The sequence below is a fragment of the Rhodospirillales bacterium genome, from assembly GCA_028824295.1.
Lineage (GTDB): Bacteria > Pseudomonadota > Alphaproteobacteria > TMED109 > TMED109 > VXPW01.
In genome coordinates this window covers 120,399-143,007 of sequence record JAPPED010000008.1, presented here as the reverse complement: position 1 = coordinate 143,007, position 22,609 = coordinate 120,399, and the positions used below count along the sequence as shown (strand labels likewise).

Below are 22,609 nucleotides of genomic sequence, written 5' to 3'. Positions count from 1 at the left end.
TGGTCTCCAGGATGGGGTGCGGACAGGGCCGCGGCTAAAAGGGCTCTTTGAACGGACGGAGATCGACTTCCAGCGTCCAGGTCGACCGGGGCTGGCGGTAGATGTGCCAGTACATGTCGGCGATCCCGTCGATGGCGAGAAGACCGTCCTCTCCCTTAGCCTTCACGCGATCGGGTGCGACGGTTCGAATTCGTTCCCCGTCAATGCTGCCGTCGATCACGACATGCGCAATGTGCAGACCCTGCGGTCCGAACTCACGGGCGGCCGCCTGAACGAACATGCGCAGGCCCGACTTCGCGGCACCGAAATGTCCGAACCGGGCGCCGCCCCGCCAAGATCCGGTCGCACCGGTACAAATGATGGTGCCGCTCTGTCGCGGCAGCATGCGCCGGATTCCCTCCTGCAAGGTAACGAAACCGCCGAGACAGCTGACTCGCCAGAATTCCTCGACGGTCGCGACGTCGAGGTCGAGAAACGGAATCATGCGGTTCGGCCCGGCGTTGTAGACAACGAAATCGACGGGTCCCAGCGCTTCAGCGGTGTCGAACGCGGCCCGAATGGAGGCAGGGTCGGTGACATCGGTCGTCACGGCCGTCAGCAGCTCGCCGTGCGGCTCGGCTTCCCGGACGAACGCGTCCAGGCGCTCCGTCGTGCGGCCGCCGATCACAACCCGATGCTCGCCTTCGCGGGCGATGCGGCGGGCTACGGCTGCCCCTGTTCCCCTCGCTGCGCCCACGCCTAGCACCACCGCCACCTTCGTGGCCGAAGCTGAAGTCATGTCGGGATCTCCTTGCAATCACCGGAGTACACCGCGGAAGGCGGCCGTTGAGCATAACCATGTCCAAACCCGCTGTTCTGCAGCGGCATCACGCCAAGATGCCAGCGGTCGACGACGAGTTCCCGCCGGCGCGCCGCTTGTCGCCTGCTGCGAATCCTCCACCGTAGGCCGGAGGGTCAAAGGCGATCTCTAGCCAGCCTTGCGGGCGTGAAAGCGTCGAGCCTGCTCGCAGGTCGCGTCCAGCGTCTACGCTGCCGACGCCTGCCCCGCAATTGACACAGCAGGCAAAATCGGTTTCCCTGCGGTCTCTCGCTCCGGCACGAAGGACAGGCCATGGCCAAGACGGTTTCAGACAAGATTCGCCTCATGAGCACCGCCGACACGGGCTACTTCTACGTGACGCGCAAGACCCAGCGCACCAGAGCCGGCACGCGCAAGGAAAAGCTCGAACTGAAGAAGTACGATCCAGTGGCGAAGAAGCACGTGCTGTTCAAGGAAACGAAGATCAAGTAGCCGCGCCGGCCAGGCCGCGGCGGGTCGCCGGTCAGCAGCTCGCCGGCTGGATCTTCACCCACTGGTTGAGCACGCCCTTGATGCTGAAATCGGTGTAGTCGATCACGAACCGATCCAGGACTCCGTTTTCCCTCACCTGCAGGATCACTTCATAATCGGCATGCAAGTCCCTGTCGAAATAGGGAAAGTAGCCGATCCGGACATGGCGGCCGAACAGGTCGGCCAGGCCGGAACCCGGCGCCTCCGCGCCAGGGCCGATCTCCGAACCAAAGAAGGTATTGACGCGCTGCAGGCCGTCCTCTTCCGATCCTGAGAACACGACGTCGGCACGCGGTCCCCCAGGCGACTTGAGGTCCTCCAGGATGCGCAGGAAATGGGAGGACGGAAAGATCGTGCCTTCCGGCAGTGCCGCCCGATAGGCCGACGGCAGCTTGAACAGGATTTCGCCGCCCGAACCGTCACCGTGCAGAACCGCCTGCCCCTCCGCCTCCTCGATCACGACGTCGTCCCGCACCGCCCGAATCGAAAAGCGAAACGCACTGCCGTCCTTGGCTTCCCACGTCAGGTATCGCCGATCGGACCAGTGTTGCCGACCGTGCGTATCGGTGAAGTGGATGCCGAATCGCTGGTTGACGGCCCAGCCGTCGCAGACGTCGCGCCACTCGAACCCCAGCTTCCCGGTCATGGCAGTCACCATGGCTCCGGTCCGAACCTGGTCCAGCGTGATCCGGTACTCGGCCCGATGCGGTACCACCTGCGCTGCCGCAGCTGCAGCGCCAGCACCCACGCCGAGCAAGACCACCACCGGCATGGCCAGCATCAACCATCGTTGTACGGGTGGCATGCGCGTCCGCGCCCACCGCAATGGCATCGGCTTGCGCCCCTGACAGCAAATGGATTCAGGCACCGGTCGACCTAACCTTGTGATAACCGTCACGTATGCTCAGTATCCTACCGCAACGGCAGCAAAGGTTTTAGCGCGGGCACGAAACGCTTCAACTGCGGCGCCGGCATCAGGAGCAGGCGTGCCCTCCCGGTCGTTCGGCGCCACCTTCGTCCGGGATGAGCATTGCGGTGGCCGCGAGGTTCCGGTAGCCGGCCAGAATGGGCGGCGGGCGGCGACCACGCCTGCCGATACGCTCGGGATCTGTGTACGGTCGGTCGCACCGCAATTCTCAACGTCACGGTCGGCGTGGATAGAATGGGCCCTTTGCACTTTCTCACCGCTGCCGGGAGCCCACTATGCCGACGATCGACGACCGACTTCACGAACTCGGAATCACGCTGCCCAACGCTCCGGCGCCCGGTGGCAGCTACGTGCCGGTCGTCCTTGCATCCGGAATGGCGTACGTCGCCGGCCAAATACCTGCCGTCGACGGGGAAATTCGATTCACCGGAACCGTCGGGCGAGACGTGAACGAGGACACGGCGCGTGAGGCCGCGAGAACGTGCGCACTCAATATTCTCGCCGCCTTGCGTACCGCTCTCGACGGAGATCTCGACCGGGTGCGGCGGTGCGTGAAGCTCGGCGTGTTCGTTCAGTGCGTAGAGGACTTTGACCGGCAGCCGGAGATCGCCAACAGCGCCTCCGACGTGATGCTCGCGGTATTCGGCGAAGCAGGCCGTCACGCGCGGTTCGCGGTCGGGGCGAATGCGCTTCCGCGCAATGTCACCGTCGAGATCGACGCCGTTTTCGAAATCGCCTGATCGGTGTTCACGGCCCGTACCGTCGAGCGAATTTCGGAGATCCCCGCCGCCGACTGGGATGCGTGCGCCGGTGCCGACAACCCCTTCGTGCGGCACGGTTTCCTGCGGGCGTTGGAGGAATCCGGGTCGGCCACCGCGGAGACCGGCTGGATGCCCTTCCACGTGGTGCTCGAGGGCGCCGACGGCTGCATCGAAGGCTGCGCACCCATGTACGCGAAAAGCCATTCGCAGGGCGAATACGTGTTCGACCAAGGCTGGGCCCATGCCTTCACGGAGGCCGGTGGCAGGTACTACCCGAAGCTGCAGGTGGCTGTGCCGTTCTCTCCAGTCACGGGACCGAGGCTGCTCGTGCGGCCCGATGCCAGCCAGGGCGCCCGGCCCGCCCTGCTTGAAGGCCTGGTGTCGGTGGCCGAACAGACCGGTGTGTCGTCCCTCCACGTGACCTTTCCAACGGAAAGCGAGTGCCGGCAACTCAGCCAAATCGGCTTTCTGGCACGTACCGGCGAGCAGTTCCATTGGGTCAACCGGAGCTACGAATCGTTTGACGCGTTCCTCGCTGACCTCAGCGCGCGAAAACGGAAATCGATCCGCCGCGAGCGCCGTGCGGTCACGGACAGCGGGATCGACATCGTTCGCCTACAGGGTGACATGATCCGCCCGGACGACTGGGACAGGATGTTCCGTTTCTACGAAGACACCGGTAATCGCAAGTGGGGACATCCCTACCTGACCGCCGACTTCTTTCCCCGGCTGGGCGCCGCGCTAGGCGACCAAGTGATCCTGATTCTCGCCCAGGCGGGGAACACTCCAATTGCCGGGGCCTTGCACATTGCCGGTCCGGACACCCTGTTCGGGCGCTACTGGGGCTGCTCCGAATACCAGGCGTTCCTGCATTTCGAGCTGTGCTACTACCAGGCCATTGACTACGCCATCGAGCACGGTCTGCACAGTGTCGAGGCCGGTGCCCAGGGACCGCACAAGATCCAGCGCGGCTATCTCCCGGTTCCCACATACAGCGCTCACTGGATCCGCCATCCGCAATTTCGCGATGCGGTCGCCCAGGCACTGCAGCAGGAGACCCGGGCGGTGCAGCTGGAGATCGACGCGATTCGGACCCAGTTCTCGCCGTTTCGCCAAGACGACTGCCGGCAGGATTGAAGCGGTCAGTCCGCTTCGGGCCCCGATCCCTTTCGAATCAGGAGATACCCCTTCGCGTCCGGCGCGGTAGCGAGAATGCGCGGGCTGTCTGGCCGCGGCTCGAGCTTCTTGCGCAGCCTGGAAATGTGCGTTTCCAGCGTGTGGCTTCGCACGGACGGGTGGTACCCCCAGACCTCTTCCAGAATCCGACTGCGGGTCACAGGTTCGGAGCGCGCCCGGAGGAGACACCGGAGCAGCGCGTTTTCTTTTTCCGTCAACCGGACCTGCTGACCATCCGCATCGACCAGGATCTTGGCACCGGGACGGAACCGGAAGGTGCCGAGATCGAACTCCGCGTCGTCGGTCAATTCGTGCTGGCGCAGATGCGCCCGCATGCGCGCTACCAGTGCCGGGGGGGAAACCGGTTTGACCACGTAGTCATATGCGCCCGAATCAAAGCCGCGCACGATATCCGCAGAGGAATCGGCGGCCGTGAGCATGATGATCGGCGGCGTGCGGCCGAGTTCCAGGATGCGGCGGCACAGGTCGCGGCCGTCGGCATCGGGCAGCCGCACATCCAGCAGAATTAGGTCGAAACGTCGGGCCCGGACCTGTTCGAGCGCTTCCGCGCCGGTTGCCACGGCCACCATCTTGAAGCCGCTGTACGACAGGTGTTCCGACAGCGATTCGCGCAGTGCCTCATCATCTTCCACCATGAGCACCTGGGGTGCGGCTTCCCAGGTCTTGCGCGCCGTGCTGTCCACGAATGGCTCTCCTGCCCTCGGCGCCGCTCGCGACCGCCATCGCCTAGGCTGGGCTATCGAAACAGTATACTGACGGCATTTCCGCTTCATCCAACTCTGCAGGAAGCTTCCCGCTTCCGGAATTCTTTATGTCCCAACCCAACACGACAGGGTCGCAGGAACGCTTGTCCGGCACAGTGCCGCGCTCGGTCATCGCCGTGGACCGGGCCATTGGCGATCTTCGACGAGGCCAGCTTGTCGTCCTGCTAGGGGCCTCCGCATGCGCGGTGGCCCGGTCCACCGAGTTCCTGGGCGAAGGCGAGTTCGCGGCAATGACGCGGGTGCCGGGCGGCGCCCTACGCATCGTGATCACCGGCCCGCGCGCCCGCGCGATCGGCCTCGACACGGACCAGGAGGTGGTGGTGTTCCGGCTGAGCCCGGAGATCGCGCCCATCACGGTCCAGGCCCTGGCGAATCCTGAATCCGGCGTGCCGGCACCCGAACTCCACCGCACGCTCGAGGCGGACGATCTTGCGGTCGGCTCGGTGCAACTTGCCAAGCACGCCAACCTGACTCCGGCAGCCGTTCTCAAACCGCTCGGGCTACCGCCCGAAGCGGCACGGGCGTGGGCAATCGAGCGCGACCTGCTCGCCGTGCACGTGCAGGAACTGCAGCGCTACGGAGCCGAGGGCGACTTCAATCTCCGTCGGGTCAGCAGCGCCCACGTCCCGCTGGAGGCGGCGCAAGACACCCGCATCATCGCTTTTCGTCCGGTTTCCGGCGGCACCGAGCAGATCGCGATCGTCGTGGGGGAACCCACCCCGGATTCGCCGGTTCTGGTGCGACTCCACTCGCAGTGTTTCACTGGGGATCTCCTCGGCTCGCTGCGCTGCGACTGCGGCGATCAGCTGCGGGGCGCCCTCTCGGCTATCGCGGAAGCGGGCAGCGGCGTTCTGGTCTACCTGGCGCAGGAAGGTCGCGGCATCGGCCTGGTCAACAAGCTGCGGGCATACACGCTGCAGGATGATGGCCTCGATACGTATGCCGCGAACTCGGTGCTCGGGTTCGCCGACGATGAACGTCACTATCGCGTCGCAGCGGAAATCCTGCGCCAGCTCGGGGTCACACGGGTGCGACTGCTGACCAACAACCCGGAGAAAATCGCCGCGCTGACCCGGTTCGGGATCCGGGTTGTGGAACGCGTGCGCCACCGGTTCGAGCCCACCCCGCAAAATCGGGAGTACCTGGAAGCGAAAATACGGACCGGCGCGCACCTGCCGTAGACGCGCAGGCCGGCAGGCCGTTCAGGACGCTGCCACCAGCTCCTTGCCGTTCGCGTCGACGAACGCGAACGAAACCTGGTTGCCGCGCACGTCGACCTTCACGTGCCCACCTCGCGCCAACCGCCCGAACAGGAGCTCCTCCGACAACTCTTTCTTCAACCGCTCCTGGATCAGTCTGGCCAGCGGTCTGGCGCCGAATGTTGGATCGTACCCCTTGTCGGCGAACCAGCTCCGCGCCGCTTCCGTGAGTTCAACGGAGACGTTGCGGTCCTGCAACTGGACCTCGAGCTGGGCGATGAATTTGTCGACGATCTGGCCCATCACCGCGCGGGACAATGCCGCGAACGGAATCACCGCATCCAGCCGATTGCGGAACTCAGGCGTGAACAATCGGTTGATCGCCTCCGTGTCGTCGCCTTCCCTTCGCTCGCGACCGAACCCGACGGCCGCCTTGGCCAGCTCGCTGGCCCCGGCGTTCGTGGTCATGATCAACGTCACGTTCCGGAAATCGACCGCCTTGCCGTTGTGGTCGGTGAGGCGCCCATAGTCCATGACCTGCAGTAGCAGGCTGAAAAGGTCCGGGTGGGCCTTCTCGATCTCGTCGAGCAGCACGACGGAATGTGGGTGCTGGTCGACCGCATCGGTCAGCATGCCCCCCTGATCGAAGCCAACGTAGCCCGGTGGCGCACCGATCAGGCGGGAAACCGTATGGCGCTCCATGTACTCGGACATGTCGAACCGGATCAGTTCGACTCCCATCAGTTCCGCCAGGCAGCGAGAGGCCTCGGTCTTGCCAACTCCGGTGGGACCGGACAAGAGGAAGCAGCCCACAGGCTTGTTCGGCTCCCGCAAGCCGGCGCGCGACATCTTGACCGCGCTGGCCAGCATCGCGAGCGCCTCTTCCTGTCCGAAGACCACGAGATTCAGGTCACGCTCCAGCGTGGCCAAGGCGGTGCGGTCATCGCGCGAGACCTGCTTCGGCGGGATCCTCGCCATCCGGGCGACCACCGCCTCGATGCTTCCGACCCCGACTACCTTCTTCCGGCGCGACGCCGGTTTCAGCATTTCCGCCGCGCCGGCTTCATCGATCACGTCGATGGCCTTGTCCGGCAGCTTTCGGTCAGACATGTGCCGTCCTGCCAGTTCCGCGGCCGCCTGCAGCGCGGAGCGGGTGTAGCGGATTCCGTGGTACTCCTCGTAATAGGGCTTCAGCCCGTTGAGGATTCGGATGGTGTCGGCCACGGTGGGCTCGTTCACGTCGATCTTCTGGAAACGGCGGACCAGAGCCCGATCGGTCTCGAAATAGCCCCGGTAATCCTTGTACGTGGTCGAGCCGATGCAGCGGATCTCGCCGCTTGCCAGCGCCGGTTTCAGCAGGTTGGACGCGTCCATGGCGCCGCCGCTGGTGGCGCCGGCACCGATCAGCGTGTGGATCTCGTCGATGAACAGGATGGCCTTCTCATGCTTGCCGAGTTCCGCCACCACTCCCTTCAGGCGTTCCTCGAAATCGCCGCGGTACCGGGTGCCGGCCAGGAGGACGCCCATGTCCAGGCAGTAGACCACGGCGTCCGCAAGAACTTCCGGCACCTCCCCGGCGACAATCCGGCGGGCAAAGCCCTCGGTAATCGCGGTCTTTCCGACTCCCGGATCCCCGACGAACAGCGGGTTGTTCTTGGTCCGCCGGCAGAGGATCTGGATCGTGCGCTCCAGCTCCACCTGGCGCCCGATCAGGGGATCGATCCGGCCGGCCTTGGCCTTCTCGTTGAGGTTGATGCAATAGGCCTCGAGCGGTGACTGGTTGGCGGCCGGCGCCTCGCCTCCCTCGCCGCCCGGCGCGGCCGTCTGCACGCGGGCCTGCTTGGATAGCCCGTGGCTGATGAACGACACCGCGTCCACCCGCCGCATCTGCTGCAAACTGAGGAAGTAGACGGCGTGACTTTCACGTTCGGAGAAAATCGCCACCAGGACGTTGGCGCCGGTAACGGCGGTCTTCCCGGACCCCCGCACATGTTGCGCCGCCCTGCCCAGCACCCTGCGGACGCCGCGGCTCGGGACGGACTCCGGCTGGGATTCTCCGTCCAGCACTGTCGAAGTCAGCGCCGACTCCAGAAACTCGTCCAGGTCACCCTGAAGCTTTTCCAGGTCCACGCGGCAGGCAAGCAATACCTCAACCGCGTCCTCGTCCTCGGTCAGGGCACGGAGGAGATGCTCGAGGGTCACGAACTCGTGCCGATGTCCCCGCGCCAGCTCGATAGCGTTGTGAAGGCTCTTTTCCAGGTTGCTCGACAGCATCGCGTGACCGCTCAGACTTTCTCCAGGGTGCATCGCAGTGGATGCTCATGCTCGCGAGCGCAATTGATCACCTGGGTCACCTTGCTCTCGGCCACCTCGTAGGTGTACACGCCGCACACGCCGACCCCGTTCTGATGAACATGAAGCATGATCTGGGTCGCCTCTTCGCGGTCCTTGCGGAAGAACTGTTCCAGGATCATGACCACGAACTCCATCGGCGTGTAGTCGTCGTTTAACAGCAGGACCTGATACAGCGACGGTTTCTTGGTCTCGACGGTCGGTTCTACCAGCGTATCCCCGCGCCCGGGCTCGTAATCCGGTCGCTGCTGCGAACTCATGGCGAATGCCGCCTCCACGCACCTAGCCTGCACGAATGTTAGCCAATTCAGGCACCCCCTGAAAGAAGCCGCCATGCCGGCTTCGCCCACGAATCCGGCGTCAGTCGTCCGCCCCGGCCGGCCGTTCGCTGACGACGTCATCAATCAGGCCAAACTCCTTGGCAACCTCCGGGGTCAGGAATCGATCCCGCTCGAGCGCCTCCCGTACGGCCTCAATGCCTTGCTTCGTATGGCGTGTATAGATCTCGTTGATACGCTCCTTGAGTGCGAGAATCTCGCGAGCGTGGATCTCGACATCCGTTGCCTGTCCGGAAAACCCGCCGGAAGGCTGATGCACCATGATCCGGGCGTTTGGCAGCGCAAACCGCTTACCCGCCGTTCCGCCGGCAAGCAGCAGTGAGCCCATCGATGCGGCCTGCCCGACGCACAGGGTCGACACGTCCGGGCGGATGTACTGCATCGTGTCGTAGATCGCCAATCCCGATGTGACCAACCCGCCAGGGCTGTTGATGTAGAAGGCAATCTCCTTATCCGGGTGCTCCGCCTCGAGATACAGCAATTGCGCGATCACGAGCGACGCCACCTCGTCCCCTACCGGACCAGTCAGAAAGATGATGCGCTCCTTCAGGAGCCTGGAATAGATGTCGTATGCACGCTCGCCTCTGCCCGTCTGTTCGACGACCATCGGCACCAGCGTGTTCATGGTGTGCTCCGGCTCCGGGGCCTGCAGCCGTTCCGTCACGATGCCGCCCCGCCCGCGGCGGCAGTCGGGCCGGCCGCGCTCCCCGGCATGCGGGCTTCCAACGTGATGGGCGGAATGGTCGCCATCATGCGCCGCATCTCGTCGTTCGAAATCTGCGTCTCGTTCAGCTGCGCTTCCTTCATCGCGAGTCCAAGTGCCTTTTCCCGACGAATCCGCACCGCCACCATCTTGACCACTTCCGTATCCGCCAGGCGCTGCCTGATCGCGTCTTCGGCGTTTCGCTGGTTGGGGTCCACGTTCTGCACGACAAAGCGGACGATTTCTTCGCGGCTGACCTGGATGTCGTGATCGTCCGCGATCTTCGACAGCAGCAATTCCGCGACAATGCTTGACCTGGCCAGTTGGTCGGTCGACACCTGATGTTCTGAGGGCACGATCGGCGACGACTGCCCCGCATCGTACGCGGCGACGACCTTCTCGACATAGGGCTCCGGAAGTTTCAGCCGATTGGCCTTGACCAGCTTGTCGATCAGGCGAACCACCTTCAGGCGTTCGCTTCCGGAAGTCATGGCGTGCTCGAGCATGGTACGGACATTCGCCCGGAGATCGGGTTCCGTTTCGGCACTCAGCCGCTTCATCAGATCTTCCATGGTGGCCGGTTCACGCTTGTGAACGGCGCGTGCTAGGACGCCCAGCGTGAACGGCTTGTCGTAGCAGTTCCCTGGCAGCGGGGACACCTGAAACTCCCGGTGCTCGCCGGCCCGGATGCCCTCAATGTCGGCCGCTTCGCCCCAGGTCCGTTGAAATGACTTCGGCGTGGCAAGGCCACCGACCGGAATTCGCTTCGGATTGGCCGGATCGGACCGGTCGAACAGTTCCGCTACGACCGTGTCCTCGGAACGAGCACCGAAGTCGGTTTCAGCCGGCTCGGTCGCCCCAAACATGTACGAAAACTCCGTGACTTCCGCATCGACGTCCGCATCGGTCACCTCCACGACCGGTACGTCGATTTCCAACCCATCAAACGGCGCCACCTTGAACGTGGCGACCCCGTGCACCGTGAACTGCAGATCCAGCGGCGCGCCGGGCGCCCGCTTCGGCATGCGTTCCGGGACCACGTCGAGAGGCACGAGATCGTGTTCTGCCAACGCCTGCTCGACGGCGGACTGCAGAAAGTCCGAGGCAATTGCCGTTTCCACCTCGTTCCCGAACCGCCGCCGGATGATCGTCATCGGCACCTTGCCCTTGCGGAACCCGTCGATCTTGGCGTCACGCGCATACTCGTTCAGGCGGCCATCCATCACCGATTCGAACTGCTCGGCCGGAACCGCCGCGCTGAAACTCTGTACCGAGCCGCTCCCCGAAATTCGCTTGACTTTCATAGTGACCTATCTTTCGTTATGGCACCGGCCGCTAGGCATGGGGCGCTGGTGCGGGCGGAGGGACTCGAACCCCCACGACTTGCGTCACGGGCTCCTAAGGCCCGCGTGTCTACCAATTTCACCACGCCCGCCAACCCCAGCGCATTTCCGGCCGGCCCCATCACCGCCCCGTCAGCGCCTCAGCAGCAGCGTCGAGGATTGCATCACGGTCGATGCCATACGACCGGTACAGACTCGCCAGATCTCCCGACTGCCCGAATTCGTCCACGCCCAACGAAATCGTCTTGTGTCCGCGGACCGAGCCGAGCCACGAGAGGGTTGCCGGGTGGCCGTCGACCACGGTCACCAAGCCCGCTGAGGAGGCCAGCGGATCGAGCAACCTCTCCAGATGGGACTGCGCCTGATGGCCCCGCCGCCGCGCGGCTTGCGCGGTCCGCCATGCACCGTGCAGCCGGTCAGCGGAGGTTACCGCCAACACCCCCGCCTCCGGCATGTCCGACTGCAGTTCCGCATAGGCATCGAGCACCTCGGTCGCCACTGCTCCGGAGTACACCAAGGCCAGCGAAGTTCCTCGAGCCGGCGGATGCAGCCAGTAGCCGCCATCGATGATCGCCTGCTCCAGGTCATGATCCACGGTGCGTTCAAGCTGTTTGACCGGCCGTGTCGAGAGGCGGAGATAGACCGACTGCCCGTCCGGCTCCTGGAGGTAGGCGAACGCCCAACGGAGCATCACCTCCAGTTCGTCCACGTACCCGGGCTCGAGCGCGGCGAGGCCGGGCTGTCCGATCCCGACCAACGGCGTGCCGATGGATTGATGCGCGCCGCCCTCGGGCGCAAGCGAAATCCCTGAGGGCGTGGCAACCAGAATGAAACGCGCGTCTTGGTAGGCCGCGTAGTTGAGTGCGTCCAGCCCGCGCGCAATGAACGGGTCGTACAAGGTCCCTATCGGTATGAGCCGGGCATCGAACAGCGAATGCGACAGACCCGCTGCCGCCAGCAGCAGGAACAGGTTGTTCTCGGCAATTCCCAGCTCGATGTGCTGACCCTTGGGCGACATCGTCCAGCGTTGTGGCGACACGACGCTCTCGTCGTGAAACACGTCGGCCCGGGACGTGTGCCGGTAGATCTGCCGCTGGTTTACCCAGCCACCGAGGTTGGTGGATACCGTGACATCCGGCGACGTAGTGACGATCCTCTGCGCGAGTTCGGTGTCCCCACGTCCGAGCTCCCGGAGGATGCGGCCGAAGGCCTCTTGCGTCGAGGAGCGGCCGGACGACGACACGAACAAACGATCCGGAACCGGAATCTGCGGCGGGTCGTGACGCCGCTGGTCGGACTGGGCGAACGGCACTGCCGCCAGATACGCCTTGAGCGTCGCCGACGGGAGTTCAAGTCCCGCGAAGCGGTCCCATTCCTTGCCTTCGGGCACGCCCATCGACACGCGGAACTGCTCCATCTGGGCCTCGTTCATCAGGCCCGCATGGTTGTCCTTGTGGCCGGCCAGCGGGAGTCCATGCCCCTTGATCGTGTAGGCGATGAAGCAGGTCGGCCGATCGTCGTCCGCGGCCTCGAACGCTTCGATTACCGATTCCAGGTCATGGCCGGCGAGATTCGTCATCAGCGAATGCAGGTCGTCGTCGTCATGGCGCTCGATCAGCGCCGCTGCATCCGGATTGCCCTCAAGGTCCTGAAGCAGGCGTTCGCGCCACGCAGCCCCGCCCTTGAAGGTCAACGCCGAATAGAGGTCGTTCGGACACCGATCGATCCACTCGATCAGGGCCGTTCCCCCGAGCTCCTGCTCGACCGCCTGCAGCAGCTTTCCGTACTTGAGCGTGATCACCCGCCAGCTCATCGCCTCGAACAGTCCGGCAATCCGGGAAAACGAACGATCTGCGGTAATGGCGTCGAGGCTTTGGCGGTTGTAGTCGATGATCCACCAGCAGTTTCGCAGTCCGCTCTTGGCGCCGTCGAGCAGGGCTTCGTACACGTTGCCTTCGTCGAGCTCCGCGTCTCCGAACACCGTCACCATGCGGCCGGGAGGGTGTGCCCCGGACGCCAGGTCGTGATCGAGGATGTAGTCCTGTACCAGCGAAGCGAACAGCGCCATGGCGCCCCCGAGGCCAACGGAACCTGTCGAAAAATCGACATCGTCCGCGTCCTTCGTGCGCGAGGGATAGCTCTGGGCTCCGCCATATCCGCGGAATGCCTGCAAGTGCTCGCAAGTCTGTCGCCCCTGCAAGTACTGGATCGCATGGAACACCGGGCTTGCATGGGGCTTCACGGCCACCCGGTCCTCGGGCCGCAGTACGTGGAAGTACAGAGCCGACAGCAGCGTCACAACGGAGGCCGAGGAAGCCTGGTGCCCCCCGACCTTCAGACCGTCCAGGGCCGGACGGAGATGGTTCGCATGGTGAATGGTCCACGCCGACAGCCAAGCCACCTTGCGCTCCAGCGCACGCAGCTCCGCGAGGTCCCGCTTCGCCGGCTTCGATTTTCGCCGCCGCGCCTTGGCCAGCGTCACCATGCTTCGGAGGCCGGAATGCTCGTGATCATCGCGGGAATCCTAGCCGTCCGGCACAGGCCGGTAAATCGGCCAGCGTCGCGCCAACTCGGCCGAGATCTGCGCACCGCTGGAGGCAACTATCACCGGATGGCGACGGTGCGCGACGCAACGATCCCATGCCGCGATGAATCCGTCACCGTCGGGCGACCGACGGCTAGCCGCCGTGACGCCGGGCCGGCATCGCGTCACGTAGGCGGCGACTTCGGGACTACCTGCTGCCATCCCGTCCCTGCCGGAACTGCGGACACACCGGCCGGGGTCCGCCGGTCCGCGCCGGAGCGCCACCGGTTTCACCGGCCCGGTGGTCGGGTCTCTCCTGCCGGTGCCGTCGATCCAGAAACCAGAGGATCACGCTCCCACTTCGACCGACGCACCCGCGTCTTCCAGCTTCTTCTTGATCTCCTCGGCCTCGTCCTTGGAAATGTCTTCCTTGACCGGCTTGGGAACTCCTTCCACGAGGTCCTTGGCTTCTTTCAGGCCGAGTCCCGTAATCGCCCGCACCTCTTTGATGACATTGATTTTTTTGGATCCGAAGCTGGTGAGCGTCACGGTCACGAACTCGGGCTCGTCGCTGCCCCCGCCGCCATCGGCCGCGCCACCGGGCGCTGCTGCCACCGCCACCGGCGCAGCGGCGCTGACGCCCCACTTTTCCTCGAGCAGCTTCGACAGTTCGGCCGCTTCGATCACGGTCAGGCCGGACAACTCCTCGGCCAGTTTCTCTATGTCCGCCATGGCTGGTTTTCTCCCTTCAGACGCGTGGACAAAGTTATGGATTGGTTCCGCCCGAAACTCAGGCGGCTTCTGATTCGGAATAGGCCCCGAAGACTCGGGCCAGAGCGCCCGCCGGAGCCTGGAGGACTCCCGCCACCGAGCGTGCCGGCGAGGAAATCACGCCCACCAGCTTCGCCCGCAGCTCGTCCAACGATGGCATCTTGGCCAACTGGGACACCGCAGCCGGGTCCAGCTTTTTCGCGCCGAGGCCGCCGCCAAGGATGACCAACTGCGGATGGGTATCGGCAAATTCGTGCAACACCTTGGCCGGTGCCACCGGGTCCTGGCTGAGACCGATCGCTGTCGGACCGGTGAACAGGTCGGCCAGGTCTGCATGCGGCGTGTCCCTCAGCGCCAAGCGCGTAAGTCGGTTCTTGGTGACCCGAAACTGCGCTCCCGCCGCACGCATGCGCCGCCGCAAATCGGTCGCATCGTTCGCATCGAGACCGGCGTAGTGGGTCACAATCACGGTTTCGCCGCGCGCGAACAACTCGTGCAGCGCGGCCACCGTCGCTTCCTTCGCCTGACGATTCATCGCACGGGCTCCTCCAGCCTCGGCAGGCCAGATGGCGCTGCCGTGCAGTTCCGCGCTGACTCACGCCAGCCGGAGTTCACGCCTGTCCAAGGAACGAGTCCGGGCGCGCGGCCAACCGCCGCGCCCACACCCCGTCTATGCAGGTTGATTAAGGCTTTCGCCCCCTGCAGTCTCGGACAGGAAGCGATCACCGCGGCAGGCGCGGCGATCGCCGATTGACAATCAGGCCGCGGCGTTCGCCCCGGCCTCCAGATCGGCCACGTCCAACTGGACCCCAGGTCCCATGGTCGACGACAGCCAGATCTTCTGAATATACACGCCCTTCGAACCTGCAGGGCGCGCATCGCGCACTGCGCCGACGAACGCGTGGACGTTGGCAGCCAGACTGCCTTCGTCGAAACTTGTCTTGCCGATTCCGGCATGCACGATCCCGGCTTTCTCGGCTCGGAAGGCGACCTGTCCTCCCTTGGCAGCCTGCACCGCGGCCGTCACATCGGTCGTAACGGTGCCGAGCTTGGGGTTCGGCATGAGACCGCGTGGCCCCAGTATCTTGCCCAGCCGGCCGACGACGGGCATGCAGTCCGGAGTCGCCACGGCGCGGTCGAAGTTGATTTCGCCCTTCTGAACGGCCTCGGCCAGGTCTTCCGCACCCACCAAGTCGGCTCCCGCCTCACGGGCGGCTTCGGCCGCTTGGTCGCGGGCGAAAACCGCAACCCTTACGGTCTTGCCCGTGCCCGCTGGCAACATCACCGTCCCGCGCACTTGCTGGTCCGACTGACGGGTGTCGAGATTGAGGTCCATCGCGATTTCAACGGTCTGGTCGAACTTCGTGCCGCCGTGCTGCTTGAGGTGCGCGAGGGCATCCCCAAGTGGAAGCGGCCGTGTGCGGTCGAGCCCCTCGCGGGCAGCCCGTAAACGTTTTCCAGGACGTGCCATGGCTTCAGCTGACTCCAATGCCCATCGAGCGGGCCGTACCCTCAACGATCCGGCAGGCTTCGTCAACGCCGGAAGCGTTCAGATCCGGCATCTTCTCGGTGGCGATTTCGCGTACCTGCGCGACGGTCACCGAAGCGACCGGGGCAATGCGGCCAGTTTCGCCCGACCCCTTGGGAACCCCTGCGGCGCGCTTCAGGTAATAGGAAACCGGCGGTTTCTTCACCGTGAAGGTGAAACTCCGATCACGGTACACCGTGATGGTCACGGGCAACGGCGCGCCGGCCTCGGCGCCCTGCGTCTGCGCGTTGAACGCCTTGCAGAACTCCATGATGTTGAGCCCAGCCTGACCCAGCGCAGGCCCGATCGGCGGCGACGGATTGGCCTGTCCCGCCGGCACCTGGATTCGCACGTAGCCTTCAATTTGTTTCGCCATTAGTTTGTTCCGTTGCCTGTTTCTAGATCTTCTCGACCTGCGAGTATTCCAGTTCGACCGGGGTGGCACGTCCGAATATGGACACCGAAACCTTGACGCGCGAGCGCTCCTCGTCGATTTCCTCGACCACCCCGTTGAAGGAGGTGAAGGGACCGTCGCCCACTCGCACATTCTCTCCGATCTCGAAGATGACTGCCGGTCGGGGACGTTCGACTCCCTCGCGGATCTGGTTGAGTACCCGGCCCGCTTCGTCGTCGGAAATCGGTATCGGGTCGCCCTCCGTGCCGACAAATCCCAAGACGCGCGGGACGTCCAGCACAAGGCGACGGGTCTGATCGGACAGCTGCATGCGTACCAGCACGTAGCCGGGAAAGAACTTCCGCTCGGTCTCGATCTTCTTTCCCTGGCGCAGTTCGACCACGTTCTCGGTCGGCACGACCGCTTCCGTGATTTCGTCGGCCAACGCGTGGCGCACCGCCTCGGCACGGATCGTGTCCGCCACCCGCGACTCGAAGCCGGAATGCGCGTGCACGATGTACCACGCAAGCGGCATCGCCGGCTGCTCCCCTTGTGTCAACTGCCCAACCCGAGGATCGCCTGGATCGCAAGCGAAATCAGCTGGTCCACACCCAGGAAAAAGAGTGCCAGCAAGAACACCATCACGAACACCATCCCTGTGGTGACCGCCGTCTCCTTGCGGGTAGGCCATGTGACCTTGGCCAGCTCCTGACGAATTTCCCGAAGAAACTCCATCGGGGACGTTCCGTTCATGAGCGAATCCTCACATGGTGCGTTACCGGCCATCCGCCGCAAACATCGCCGCCAGCGACGACGGAAACCGGTAATGAACTAAGGGGTACGGTTGCTTGGCAAGATACTCCATTCGGGGCCATCGTCGCAAGTGACGGCAGCACTGCAACCGCACCTGAATCTTGGCAATGGACGTTGCGTGGATGGCAGCGCAGTACGAAACTTCGGTCCTGTCGGACCGCACTGCGGCGGCGGTAAATGACTTCAGCAGGCGAGTTCACTGCCAGTGGACATCTGCGTCCGTGACTGGTACCGCGGAACGCTCTCCGGGCGACCACATCCTGCGCCGGCTACCTACAAGATATGCGCAGGTGTTGTGCGCGATGATGACGACCCCGCCGACCAGAAGCCCGGCAGATCCGAAGTACCGTTCAGCCCCCGGAAGAATCCTGTCCAGACAATGCGCGATCGGCCCTCGGGCTAGCATCCGGCTCCAAGCACGTTCTGAATGAGTCCGCCATTCGGCGGAGCAGAGTGAAATACAACTCCGGTCCACTCTCGATTCCAGCGCCCAACGGGTCGAGTACGCCCGAACGTGCCTGGGTATCTTCGATGATCGTACCGACCAGACTGGGCTGGAATTGGGGCTCGGAGAACACGCATACCGCCCCCAGTTCGCGCACCATTGCACGAAGCGCACGGACTCTCTTGACCCCGGGAGTTCGCTCGAGGCTGACGACAACGGAGCCGACCGCGGACAAACCGAACCGGTCCTCGAAATAGCGGTACGCATCATGGAACATGATGAAGGGCTGCCCGCGAGCTGGCGCCACCAATGCGTCGATGTCCTCCGTCAGCGCTGCCAAGCGCTGGCCCACGGTGGTCGCGTTCCTCGCATACACCTCCGCGTTCGCCGGGTCGACCTCCGACAGCACATCGGCAATCATCATGGCCATCGCATCGGCGTTGTGCGGGTCGAGCCAAACGTGCATGTCGAATATGCGTGCGTCATGCCCGACGCCCTCCTGGTCGCGGTCCCCACCACGCCTCTCGTTTTCGGCATCACTGCGGTCATCATCACTGTGTGCGTGGCGCTCGAACGCTCCTACTTCCCGAAGCGGTCGGCGAACGAGGTTGGGCGCCTGCGACAGGGTGACCAGTCGCGCATCGCCAGCCAGCGCGGCTATGGGACCGGCCAGCGAAGACTCCATGGCCGCCCCGATCCAAAAGACCACGCTCGCGTCTGCCAGCACCGCGGCATCGGACGGACGCAGGCTGAACGTATGGGGGGAAGAGGCGCCGCGTATGAGAAGTTGAGGTTCGCCGACTCCGAGCATGACGGCGCTGACGATCGAGTGGACCGGCTTTATCGACGCGACAATCCCGGTGCCGTTGTCATCGGCCGCCGATGTGGCATCGGCCCAGCCGGTCAGCGAGACTGCGACCAGAATCGCAGCTGCCCATCGCCAGGCCAACAACGAACGGCTCATACACTTCCCCCGTTGCAAGAGAGCAGTCGCTGAAAACGGAAACGTTATATTTGTAATCTCCCTGTCAAGCGCACTTGGTCCAGTACGGGGCGTTGCCGCACCCGAGGTTCATCGGCGGCCGGCTCGCGTTGATCGCACCGCGCCCGACCGTCCAGTAGTCTCCAAGCCGTTGACAGGGTGGTGGAGGTGATGCATCGGCAGGAGTACGCACCGGTGCGTCCGCAGGAGCCCGGTTCGACCCGCCAGCTGCGGGCGCCAGCCATCGATGACCCGGTAGATCGGCTCTCGGAGGAGTTCCATCGTGCTTGTCAAAGCCAGAGACATGGGCGTGCGCCGGGGCGCGCGCTGGATCGTCCGGCATGTCGATATCACGGTTGACCGCGGCCAGCTTGTCTATCTGATTGGTGCCAATGGCGCCGGCAAGTCCACCTGCGCGAAAGCCATTCTCGGTTTGCTTGACATCGACGAGGGCACGATCGAACGAATGTCCTCCCTCGAGGTTGGCTACGTGCCGCAGCGGCTCGCATTGAACCCGACACTTCCGTTGACGGTGCGACGGCTCATGACCCTGACCGGGCGCTTTCCCAGGAAGCACATCGAATCCGCGCTCTCAGCTGTGGGCCTGGACCGCCTGGGCAATCCCCCAGTGACGACATTGTCAGGCGGGGAATTCCAGCGTCTCCTGCTGGCCCGCGCCCTGATCCACCGCCCGGATCTGCTGGTTCTCGACGAACCCGCTCAGGGCGTAGACACGGCCGGATCGGGCGTCGTGCTGGACCTGATCCAGGGCATCCGGCGGGATCTCCGGTGCGGCGTGCTCCTGATCTCCCACGATCTCGAAGTGGCGACAAGCACGGGGGACGACGTTGTGGTCCTCGTGCCGCACCAACACGACGAGCCGCCGCCGGCCCAACGGGACCTGTCCCGGCGTGAAGCCCGGAAGGTCTGAGCCTTGCTGGACGATTTCCTCTTGCGAGCGTTGCTGGCCGGCATCGGGCTCGCGATGGTCGCAGGGCCGGCTGGCTGCTTCATCGTTTGGAGACGCCTCGCCTACTTCGGCGAAACGATCGCGCACTCGGCCCTATTGGGAGTCGCGATCGCGGTCCTAGTGAATCTGCACCTGGTGATCGGCATCTTCGTCACGGCCGTCGTGGTCGTGCTGGCGATGTCCTACCTCGAGCGGCGTGACACGCTGCCTACCGATACGCTGCTCGGTTTGCTCTCGCACGGCGGACTGGCGGTTGGCCTGGTCCTTCTGTCGTTCTTTCCCGACATGCGGCTCGACCTTCAGGGCCTGCTGTTCGGGGATATTCTCGCCGTGTCGCGTCTCGATCTCGCCGTCGTCTGGGGCGGAGGCGCAATCGCACTTGCTCTGCTGTGGTGGATCTGGCGGCCCCTTCTGGCGGCCACGGTCAGTGCTGACCTGGCGACCGTGGCCGGACTGCGTCCGGAGCGAGCGCTTCTCGTGTTCGGAATTCTCCTTGCCGCCGTCATTGCCGCGGCCATCAAGATCGTGGGAGTCCTGCTCATCGTCGCCCTGCTTATCATCCCCTCAGCCACGGTGCGACGCTTCACGTCAAGTCCCGAACAGATGGCGGCCGGCGCCGCCGTGACCGGCGTGATCGCGGTCGCAGGAGGCTTGCTTGCGTCGGCGACGCTGGACACGCCGTCGGGCCCTTCCATCGTGGTGACGGCCCTGGCGGTATTCCTCGTGACCCGGCTGGGCCGCCCGCGCCGCGAGAGGGGCGCACGCTGAACGCCCAAGGCTGTCAGAGTATCTCCTAGGGCCGCGCCCCGCAGTCGGCGTCGGCCGCATCATCCGTGCATCCATCTAGTTCGATCTGGACGGTGACGTGGCGGATATCGAAGCGACTGGCCAGCCGGGCATGAATGTCCGCGATCGCCGAGTCCGGGTTCGCATCCTTGACGATCCTGGCGTGCAGGGTCAGCAGCGACCGCTCCTGCGACAGCGACCACGCGTGCACATGGTGGATGTCTTCCACCACGGCAATGTTTGCCACGAGATCAGGACCGATTTCCCGCACGTCCAGCTTCTCGGGCACACCCTCCAGCAGGATGTGTGCCGCATCCCGCAGCAGGCTCCAGGCACTGCGGAGCACGATCAAACCGACCAGGATCGAAAGCAGCGGATCGATCTGCATCCATCCGGTAGTCATGATAACGACGGCCGCGCCCGCCGCGGCGGCTGAGCCCAGCATGTCGCCCCATATGTGGAGCAGCGCGCCCCGCACGTTCAGATTGGTGCGGTCGGCACCGTACAGCACTCTGAATGCGGCAACGTTGACGACGAGTCCCAGCACCGCGACTGCCAGCATCGGACCGGCAAGCACCTCCGTCGGATTGACGATCCGGTCGGCCGCCTCCGTGAAGATCCACCCCACGATAAACAGCAGACTGATGCCGTTCGCAAAGGCGGCAAGCACCGGGAAGCGGTGGTAGCCGTAGGTGCGCGACTGGTCAGCCGGACGGCTGCTGAGCTTGAAGGCAATCCAGGCAAACAGGAGGGCCACGGTGTCGACGAGCATGTGGGCGGCGTCTGCCAGCAAGGCCAGAGAGCCCGAAATCACGGCACCCACGATCTCGGCGAACATGAAACCGCCGGTCAGCAGCAGGGCCCAGAAGATGCGGCGGACATTGTCGGCGTGACCGCCGCGGCCTTCAGATCCGTGATTGCCGATCATTGCGGCCTCCCGCCGGCTGCCCCCACGCCGGTCGCGGGCCGCGGCCCAAACCTACCCCAAGTCCGAGGAGGTGGATGGCGGGCCGGCGGCGCGCTCCCCATACAAGCGCGTGCAAGGTTGCCTCGATATCAAATTGGCGCCGCGAGTGCACGCCTGCCCATCACCTCGACGGGCCCGCCGCTTGAACAGGTCTCGGACGGTAACGGGCGGCCTGGTCTCTGCGTACGGGCAAGAATGTCGGGACGCCTGGCCGTGGGCGACGCTTCCCCCATTATATTCCTCTGACCCGGAACCCGCGCTGCCAGCCGGGCACCGGGGCGCACGGCGGAACCAGCATCCAACCCCCTGTCGAAAAGGTATTCCGACCATGCAACTTCGCATTGCCGTGATCTACGGCTCGGTCCGGCCCCAGCGGGTCGGGATCCGGATGGCCCGATACGTGTCGCGGGCCTTCCGCGAACGGGGGCACGAATCCACGCTCATCGACCCGCTGGAACACAGGGTCCCGCTCCTGCAACAGCGTTATCGGGACTACGGTGACGGAGAAGCGCCGGAGGTGCTGCACTTCCTGCATCGCGTCTTTGAACATGCCGACGCGTTCGTCGCGGTCAGTGCCGAATACAACGGGTCCATTCCTCCCGCCCTGGTGAACGTGCTTGACTACTTCTTGCCCGAGTACGCCCGCAAGCCTTCGGCGGTGTGCACCTACTCTCCCGGACCTCTAGGCGGTGCGCTGGCCGCCATCCCGCTGCGCCAATTGTTTACCATCCTGGGGGCGCCGCCGATCGGCGCGCCCTTTCGGGTTGGCCGGGTCCACGAGACGTTCGACGACAGCGGGTACACCGATGACGAGGATGTCCACCGCAGGTTCAGCGGTTTCGCGGACCAGGTCGAATGGTACGCCCGGGCATTGAGGACCGCTCGCGAAGCTGAAGCCGGAGCCGCCTAGCGCCGCCCCGTCGGGCACCGGACCGGTTCACACGTTCAAGCCAGCCAGACACGTCCAACCCGGTCGCACGGCAAGCGGCAAGTACCAGGTTGCCCGCGGCCTTCGCGTCTTCGAGCGCGTCATGCGCCCGGTACTCGTAGTTCAGGTAGCGGGAGACATTTCCCAGCGCATAGCCCCGACGGGCGAACTGCGGCCACGCACGCCGCGCCACCCAGGCCGAGTCCAGCCAATGGCATTCCGGCAGCGATACATCGGCGGCGAGGCAGGCCCGGCGGAGCGCGTGACGATCAAATGCGGTGTGGTGGACCACGACGCACCCTGCGAGGTACTGGCGTAGCGCCGGCGCGCACTGCCGAAACGTCGGCGCCGTGGTCACCTTGTATTCGTCGATGCCGTGAATGGCGATGTTGCGAAGGTCGAAGTGCGCCTCCGGGTCGACGAGCGTGCACCACTCGTCGACCAGCCGACCGTGTTCGTAGACTGCCAGCCCGATCTGGCAGATAGAACCAGGCTCCGAATTGGCGGTTTCCACGTCCAGCGCGACGAAGGCGAGCCCGGGGTTGGTCACGGGAGCGGCGCGACGACCGACAGCGCTAGCAAAATC

At 64.6% G+C, this 22,609-nt stretch carries 24 protein-coding genes and 1 tRNA gene; 7 read left to right on the top strand and 18 right to left on the bottom strand.

Annotated elements, in window-relative coordinates; all coding sequences use genetic code 11:
* Window positions 1–34: 34 nt before the first annotated feature.
* The gene (locus tag OXH60_05160; GenBank protein MDE0711506.1) at window positions 35–778 is read right to left on the bottom strand and encodes an SDR family NAD(P)-dependent oxidoreductase; all 744 of its coding nucleotides are present in this window, start codon (window positions 776–778) and stop codon (window positions 35–37) included.
* A 333-nt stretch (window positions 779–1,111) separates the two neighbouring features.
* Between OXH60_05160 and rpmG the strand changes: the two genes are divergently transcribed.
* Complete coding sequence (gene rpmG, locus OXH60_05155) at window positions 1,112–1,291, top strand: 50S ribosomal protein L33 (protein ID MDE0711505.1); 180 nt, start codon at window positions 1,112–1,114, stop codon at window positions 1,289–1,291.
* Between the two features lie 31 nt (window positions 1,292–1,322).
* Here the strand turns inward: rpmG and OXH60_05150 are convergent, their stop codons facing one another.
* Entirely contained in the window at window positions 1,323–2,135 is an 813-nt protein-coding gene (locus OXH60_05150) for a DUF1849 family protein (protein MDE0711504.1), read from the bottom strand.
* 398 nt (window positions 2,136–2,533) lie between these two features.
* Here OXH60_05150 and OXH60_05145 point away from each other — a divergent pair, with 398 nt between their 5' ends.
* A complete protein-coding gene (locus OXH60_05145; protein MDE0711503.1) occupies window positions 2,534–2,998 on the top strand; it encodes a RidA family protein in 465 nt (154 codons plus the stop codon).
* Window positions 2,999–3,001: 3 nt separating this feature from the next.
* A complete protein-coding gene (locus tag OXH60_05140) occupies window positions 3,002–4,156 on the top strand; it encodes a GNAT family N-acetyltransferase (protein ID MDE0711502.1) in 1,155 nt (384 codons plus the stop codon).
* Window positions 4,157–4,161: 5 nt separating this feature from the next.
* Here the strand turns inward: OXH60_05140 and OXH60_05135 are convergent, their stop codons facing one another.
* Complete coding sequence (locus OXH60_05135; GenBank protein MDE0711501.1) at window positions 4,162–4,899, bottom strand: response regulator transcription factor; 738 nt, start codon at window positions 4,897–4,899, stop codon at window positions 4,162–4,164.
* Window positions 4,900–5,027: 128 nt separating this feature from the next.
* On the opposite strand from OXH60_05135, the gene ribA reads away from it, so the two are divergent.
* Window positions 5,028–6,161, top strand: coding sequence for a GTP cyclohydrolase II (gene ribA / locus OXH60_05130; GenBank protein MDE0711500.1), 1,134 nt, complete (start codon window positions 5,028–5,030; stop codon window positions 6,159–6,161).
* 21 nt (window positions 6,162–6,182) lie between these two features.
* Here ribA and clpA read toward each other — a convergent pair whose 3' ends face one another.
* From clpA to OXH60_05065, 13 genes are all read right to left on the bottom strand, one after another.
* Entirely contained in the window at window positions 6,183–8,453 is a 2,271-nt protein-coding gene (gene clpA, locus OXH60_05125; protein MDE0711499.1) for an ATP-dependent Clp protease ATP-binding subunit ClpA, read from the bottom strand.
* 11 nt (window positions 8,454–8,464) lie between these two features.
* Window positions 8,465–8,791 (bottom strand): ATP-dependent Clp protease adapter ClpS, encoded by a 327-nt coding sequence (clpS, locus tag OXH60_05120; GenBank protein MDE0711498.1) that lies wholly within the window; start codon window positions 8,789–8,791, stop codon window positions 8,465–8,467.
* 100 nt (window positions 8,792–8,891) lie between these two features.
* On the bottom strand, window positions 8,892–9,533 hold the full coding sequence (locus OXH60_05115; GenBank protein ID MDE0711497.1) for an ATP-dependent Clp protease proteolytic subunit: 642 nt from the start codon (window positions 9,531–9,533) through the stop codon (window positions 8,892–8,894).
* Entirely contained in the window at window positions 9,530–10,876 is a 1,347-nt protein-coding gene (locus tag OXH60_05110; GenBank protein MDE0711496.1) for a trigger factor, read from the bottom strand. The genes OXH60_05115 and OXH60_05110 overlap by 4 nt, the downstream gene beginning before the upstream one ends.
* Before the next feature lie 46 nt (window positions 10,877–10,922).
* Window positions 10,923–11,007: transfer RNA gene (locus OXH60_05105), tRNA-Leu, on the bottom strand.
* A 29-nt stretch (window positions 11,008–11,036) separates the two neighbouring features.
* On the bottom strand, window positions 11,037–13,400 hold the full coding sequence (locus tag OXH60_05100) for a transketolase (GenBank protein MDE0711495.1): 2,364 nt from the start codon (window positions 13,398–13,400) through the stop codon (window positions 11,037–11,039).
* A gap of 387 nt (window positions 13,401–13,787) precedes the next feature.
* The gene (gene rplL, locus OXH60_05095; GenBank protein MDE0711494.1) at window positions 13,788–14,171 is read right to left on the bottom strand and encodes a 50S ribosomal protein L7/L12; all 384 of its coding nucleotides are present in this window, start codon (window positions 14,169–14,171) and stop codon (window positions 13,788–13,790) included.
* A 58-nt stretch (window positions 14,172–14,229) separates the two neighbouring features.
* Window positions 14,230–14,745, bottom strand: a complete 516-nt coding sequence (gene rplJ, locus OXH60_05090; protein ID MDE0711493.1) for a 50S ribosomal protein L10 — start codon at window positions 14,743–14,745, stop codon at window positions 14,230–14,232.
* 222 nt (window positions 14,746–14,967) lie between these two features.
* Window positions 14,968–15,681, bottom strand: coding sequence for a 50S ribosomal protein L1 (gene rplA, locus OXH60_05085; GenBank protein ID MDE0711492.1), 714 nt, complete (start codon window positions 15,679–15,681; stop codon window positions 14,968–14,970).
* Window positions 15,682–15,685: 4 nt separating this feature from the next.
* Window positions 15,686–16,114: a 50S ribosomal protein L11 gene (gene rplK / locus OXH60_05080; GenBank protein MDE0711491.1), complete on the bottom strand. Its 429-nt coding sequence runs from the start codon at window positions 16,112–16,114 to the stop codon at window positions 15,686–15,688.
* A 22-nt stretch (window positions 16,115–16,136) separates the two neighbouring features.
* A complete protein-coding gene (nusG, locus tag OXH60_05075) occupies window positions 16,137–16,667 on the bottom strand; it encodes a transcription termination/antitermination protein NusG (GenBank protein MDE0711490.1) in 531 nt (176 codons plus the stop codon).
* A gap of 20 nt (window positions 16,668–16,687) precedes the next feature.
* Window positions 16,688–16,885 (bottom strand): preprotein translocase subunit SecE, encoded by a 198-nt coding sequence (secE, locus tag OXH60_05070; GenBank protein ID MDE0711489.1) that lies wholly within the window; start codon window positions 16,883–16,885, stop codon window positions 16,688–16,690.
* 410 nt (window positions 16,886–17,295) lie between these two features.
* On the bottom strand, window positions 17,296–18,354 hold the full coding sequence (locus OXH60_05065; GenBank protein ID MDE0711488.1) for a zinc ABC transporter substrate-binding protein: 1,059 nt from the start codon (window positions 18,352–18,354) through the stop codon (window positions 17,296–17,298).
* A gap of 301 nt (window positions 18,355–18,655) precedes the next feature.
* Between OXH60_05065 and OXH60_05060 the strand changes: the two genes are divergently transcribed.
* Complete coding sequence (locus tag OXH60_05060) at window positions 18,656–19,303, top strand: metal ABC transporter ATP-binding protein (GenBank protein MDE0711487.1); 648 nt, start codon at window positions 18,656–18,658, stop codon at window positions 19,301–19,303.
* A gap of 6 nt (window positions 19,304–19,309) precedes the next feature.
* A complete protein-coding gene (locus OXH60_05055; GenBank protein MDE0711486.1) occupies window positions 19,310–20,110 on the top strand; it encodes a metal ABC transporter permease in 801 nt (266 codons plus the stop codon).
* A gap of 25 nt (window positions 20,111–20,135) precedes the next feature.
* On the opposite strand, the gene OXH60_05050 is transcribed toward OXH60_05055, so the two are convergent.
* Complete coding sequence (locus tag OXH60_05050) at window positions 20,136–21,056, bottom strand: cation diffusion facilitator family transporter (GenBank protein MDE0711485.1); 921 nt, start codon at window positions 21,054–21,056, stop codon at window positions 20,136–20,138.
* Window positions 21,057–21,423: 367 nt separating this feature from the next.
* On the opposite strand from OXH60_05050, the gene OXH60_05045 reads away from it, so the two are divergent.
* On the top strand, window positions 21,424–22,005 hold the full coding sequence (locus tag OXH60_05045; GenBank protein MDE0711484.1) for an NAD(P)H-dependent oxidoreductase: 582 nt from the start codon (window positions 21,424–21,426) through the stop codon (window positions 22,003–22,005).
* Here the strand turns inward: OXH60_05045 and OXH60_05040 are convergent.
* Window positions 21,926–22,573, bottom strand: coding sequence for a 3'-5' exonuclease (locus tag OXH60_05040; protein ID MDE0711483.1), 648 nt, complete (start codon window positions 22,571–22,573; stop codon window positions 21,926–21,928). The genes OXH60_05045 and OXH60_05040 overlap by 80 nt on opposite strands.
* Window positions 22,574–22,609: the final 36 nt, after the last annotated feature.

Excerpts from the sequence above, each read along its gene's own strand:
- rplA (MDE0711492.1), bottom strand. The coding sequence starts at position 15,681 with ATGGCACGTCCTGGAAAACGTTTACGGGCTGCCCGCGAGGGGCTCGAC.
- OXH60_05065 (MDE0711488.1), bottom strand. The coding sequence starts at position 18,354 with ATGAGCCGTTCGTTGTTGGCCTGGCGATGGGCAGCTGCGATTCTGGTC.
- ribA (MDE0711500.1), top strand. The coding sequence starts at position 5,028 with ATGTCCCAACCCAACACGACAGGGTCGCAGGAACGCTTGTCCGGCACA.
- OXH60_05050 (MDE0711485.1), bottom strand. The coding sequence starts at position 21,056 with ATGATCGGCAATCACGGATCTGAAGGCCGCGGCGGTCACGCCGACAAT.
- OXH60_05100 (MDE0711495.1), bottom strand. The coding sequence starts at position 13,400 with ATGGTGACGCTGGCCAAGGCGCGGCGGCGAAAATCGAAGCCGGCGAAG.
- OXH60_05160 (MDE0711506.1), bottom strand. The coding sequence starts at position 778 with ATGACTTCAGCTTCGGCCACGAAGGTGGCGGTGGTGCTAGGCGTGGGC.
- OXH60_05045 (MDE0711484.1), top strand. The coding sequence starts at position 21,424 with ATGCAACTTCGCATTGCCGTGATCTACGGCTCGGTCCGGCCCCAGCGG.
- secE (MDE0711489.1), bottom strand. The coding sequence starts at position 16,885 with ATGAACGGAACGTCCCCGATGGAGTTTCTTCGGGAAATTCGTCAGGAG.
- rplJ (MDE0711493.1), bottom strand. The coding sequence starts at position 14,745 with ATGAATCGTCAGGCGAAGGAAGCGACGGTGGCCGCGCTGCACGAGTTG.
- clpS (MDE0711498.1), bottom strand. The coding sequence starts at position 8,791 with ATGAGTTCGCAGCAGCGACCGGATTACGAGCCCGGGCGCGGGGATACG.
- nusG (MDE0711490.1), bottom strand. The coding sequence starts at position 16,667 with ATGCCGCTTGCGTGGTACATCGTGCACGCGCATTCCGGCTTCGAGTCG.
- OXH60_05110 (MDE0711496.1), bottom strand. The coding sequence starts at position 10,876 with ATGAAAGTCAAGCGAATTTCGGGGAGCGGCTCGGTACAGAGTTTCAGC.
- rplL (MDE0711494.1), bottom strand. The coding sequence starts at position 14,171 with ATGGCGGACATAGAGAAACTGGCCGAGGAGTTGTCCGGCCTGACCGTG.
- OXH60_05145 (MDE0711503.1), top strand. The coding sequence starts at position 2,534 with ATGCCGACGATCGACGACCGACTTCACGAACTCGGAATCACGCTGCCC.
- rpmG (MDE0711505.1), top strand. The coding sequence starts at position 1,112 with ATGGCCAAGACGGTTTCAGACAAGATTCGCCTCATGAGCACCGCCGAC.
- OXH60_05150 (MDE0711504.1), bottom strand. The coding sequence starts at position 2,135 with ATGCCACCCGTACAACGATGGTTGATGCTGGCCATGCCGGTGGTGGTC.
- clpA (MDE0711499.1), bottom strand. The coding sequence starts at position 8,453 with ATGCTGTCGAGCAACCTGGAAAAGAGCCTTCACAACGCTATCGAGCTG.
- rplK (MDE0711491.1), bottom strand. The coding sequence starts at position 16,114 with ATGGCGAAACAAATTGAAGGCTACGTGCGAATCCAGGTGCCGGCGGGA.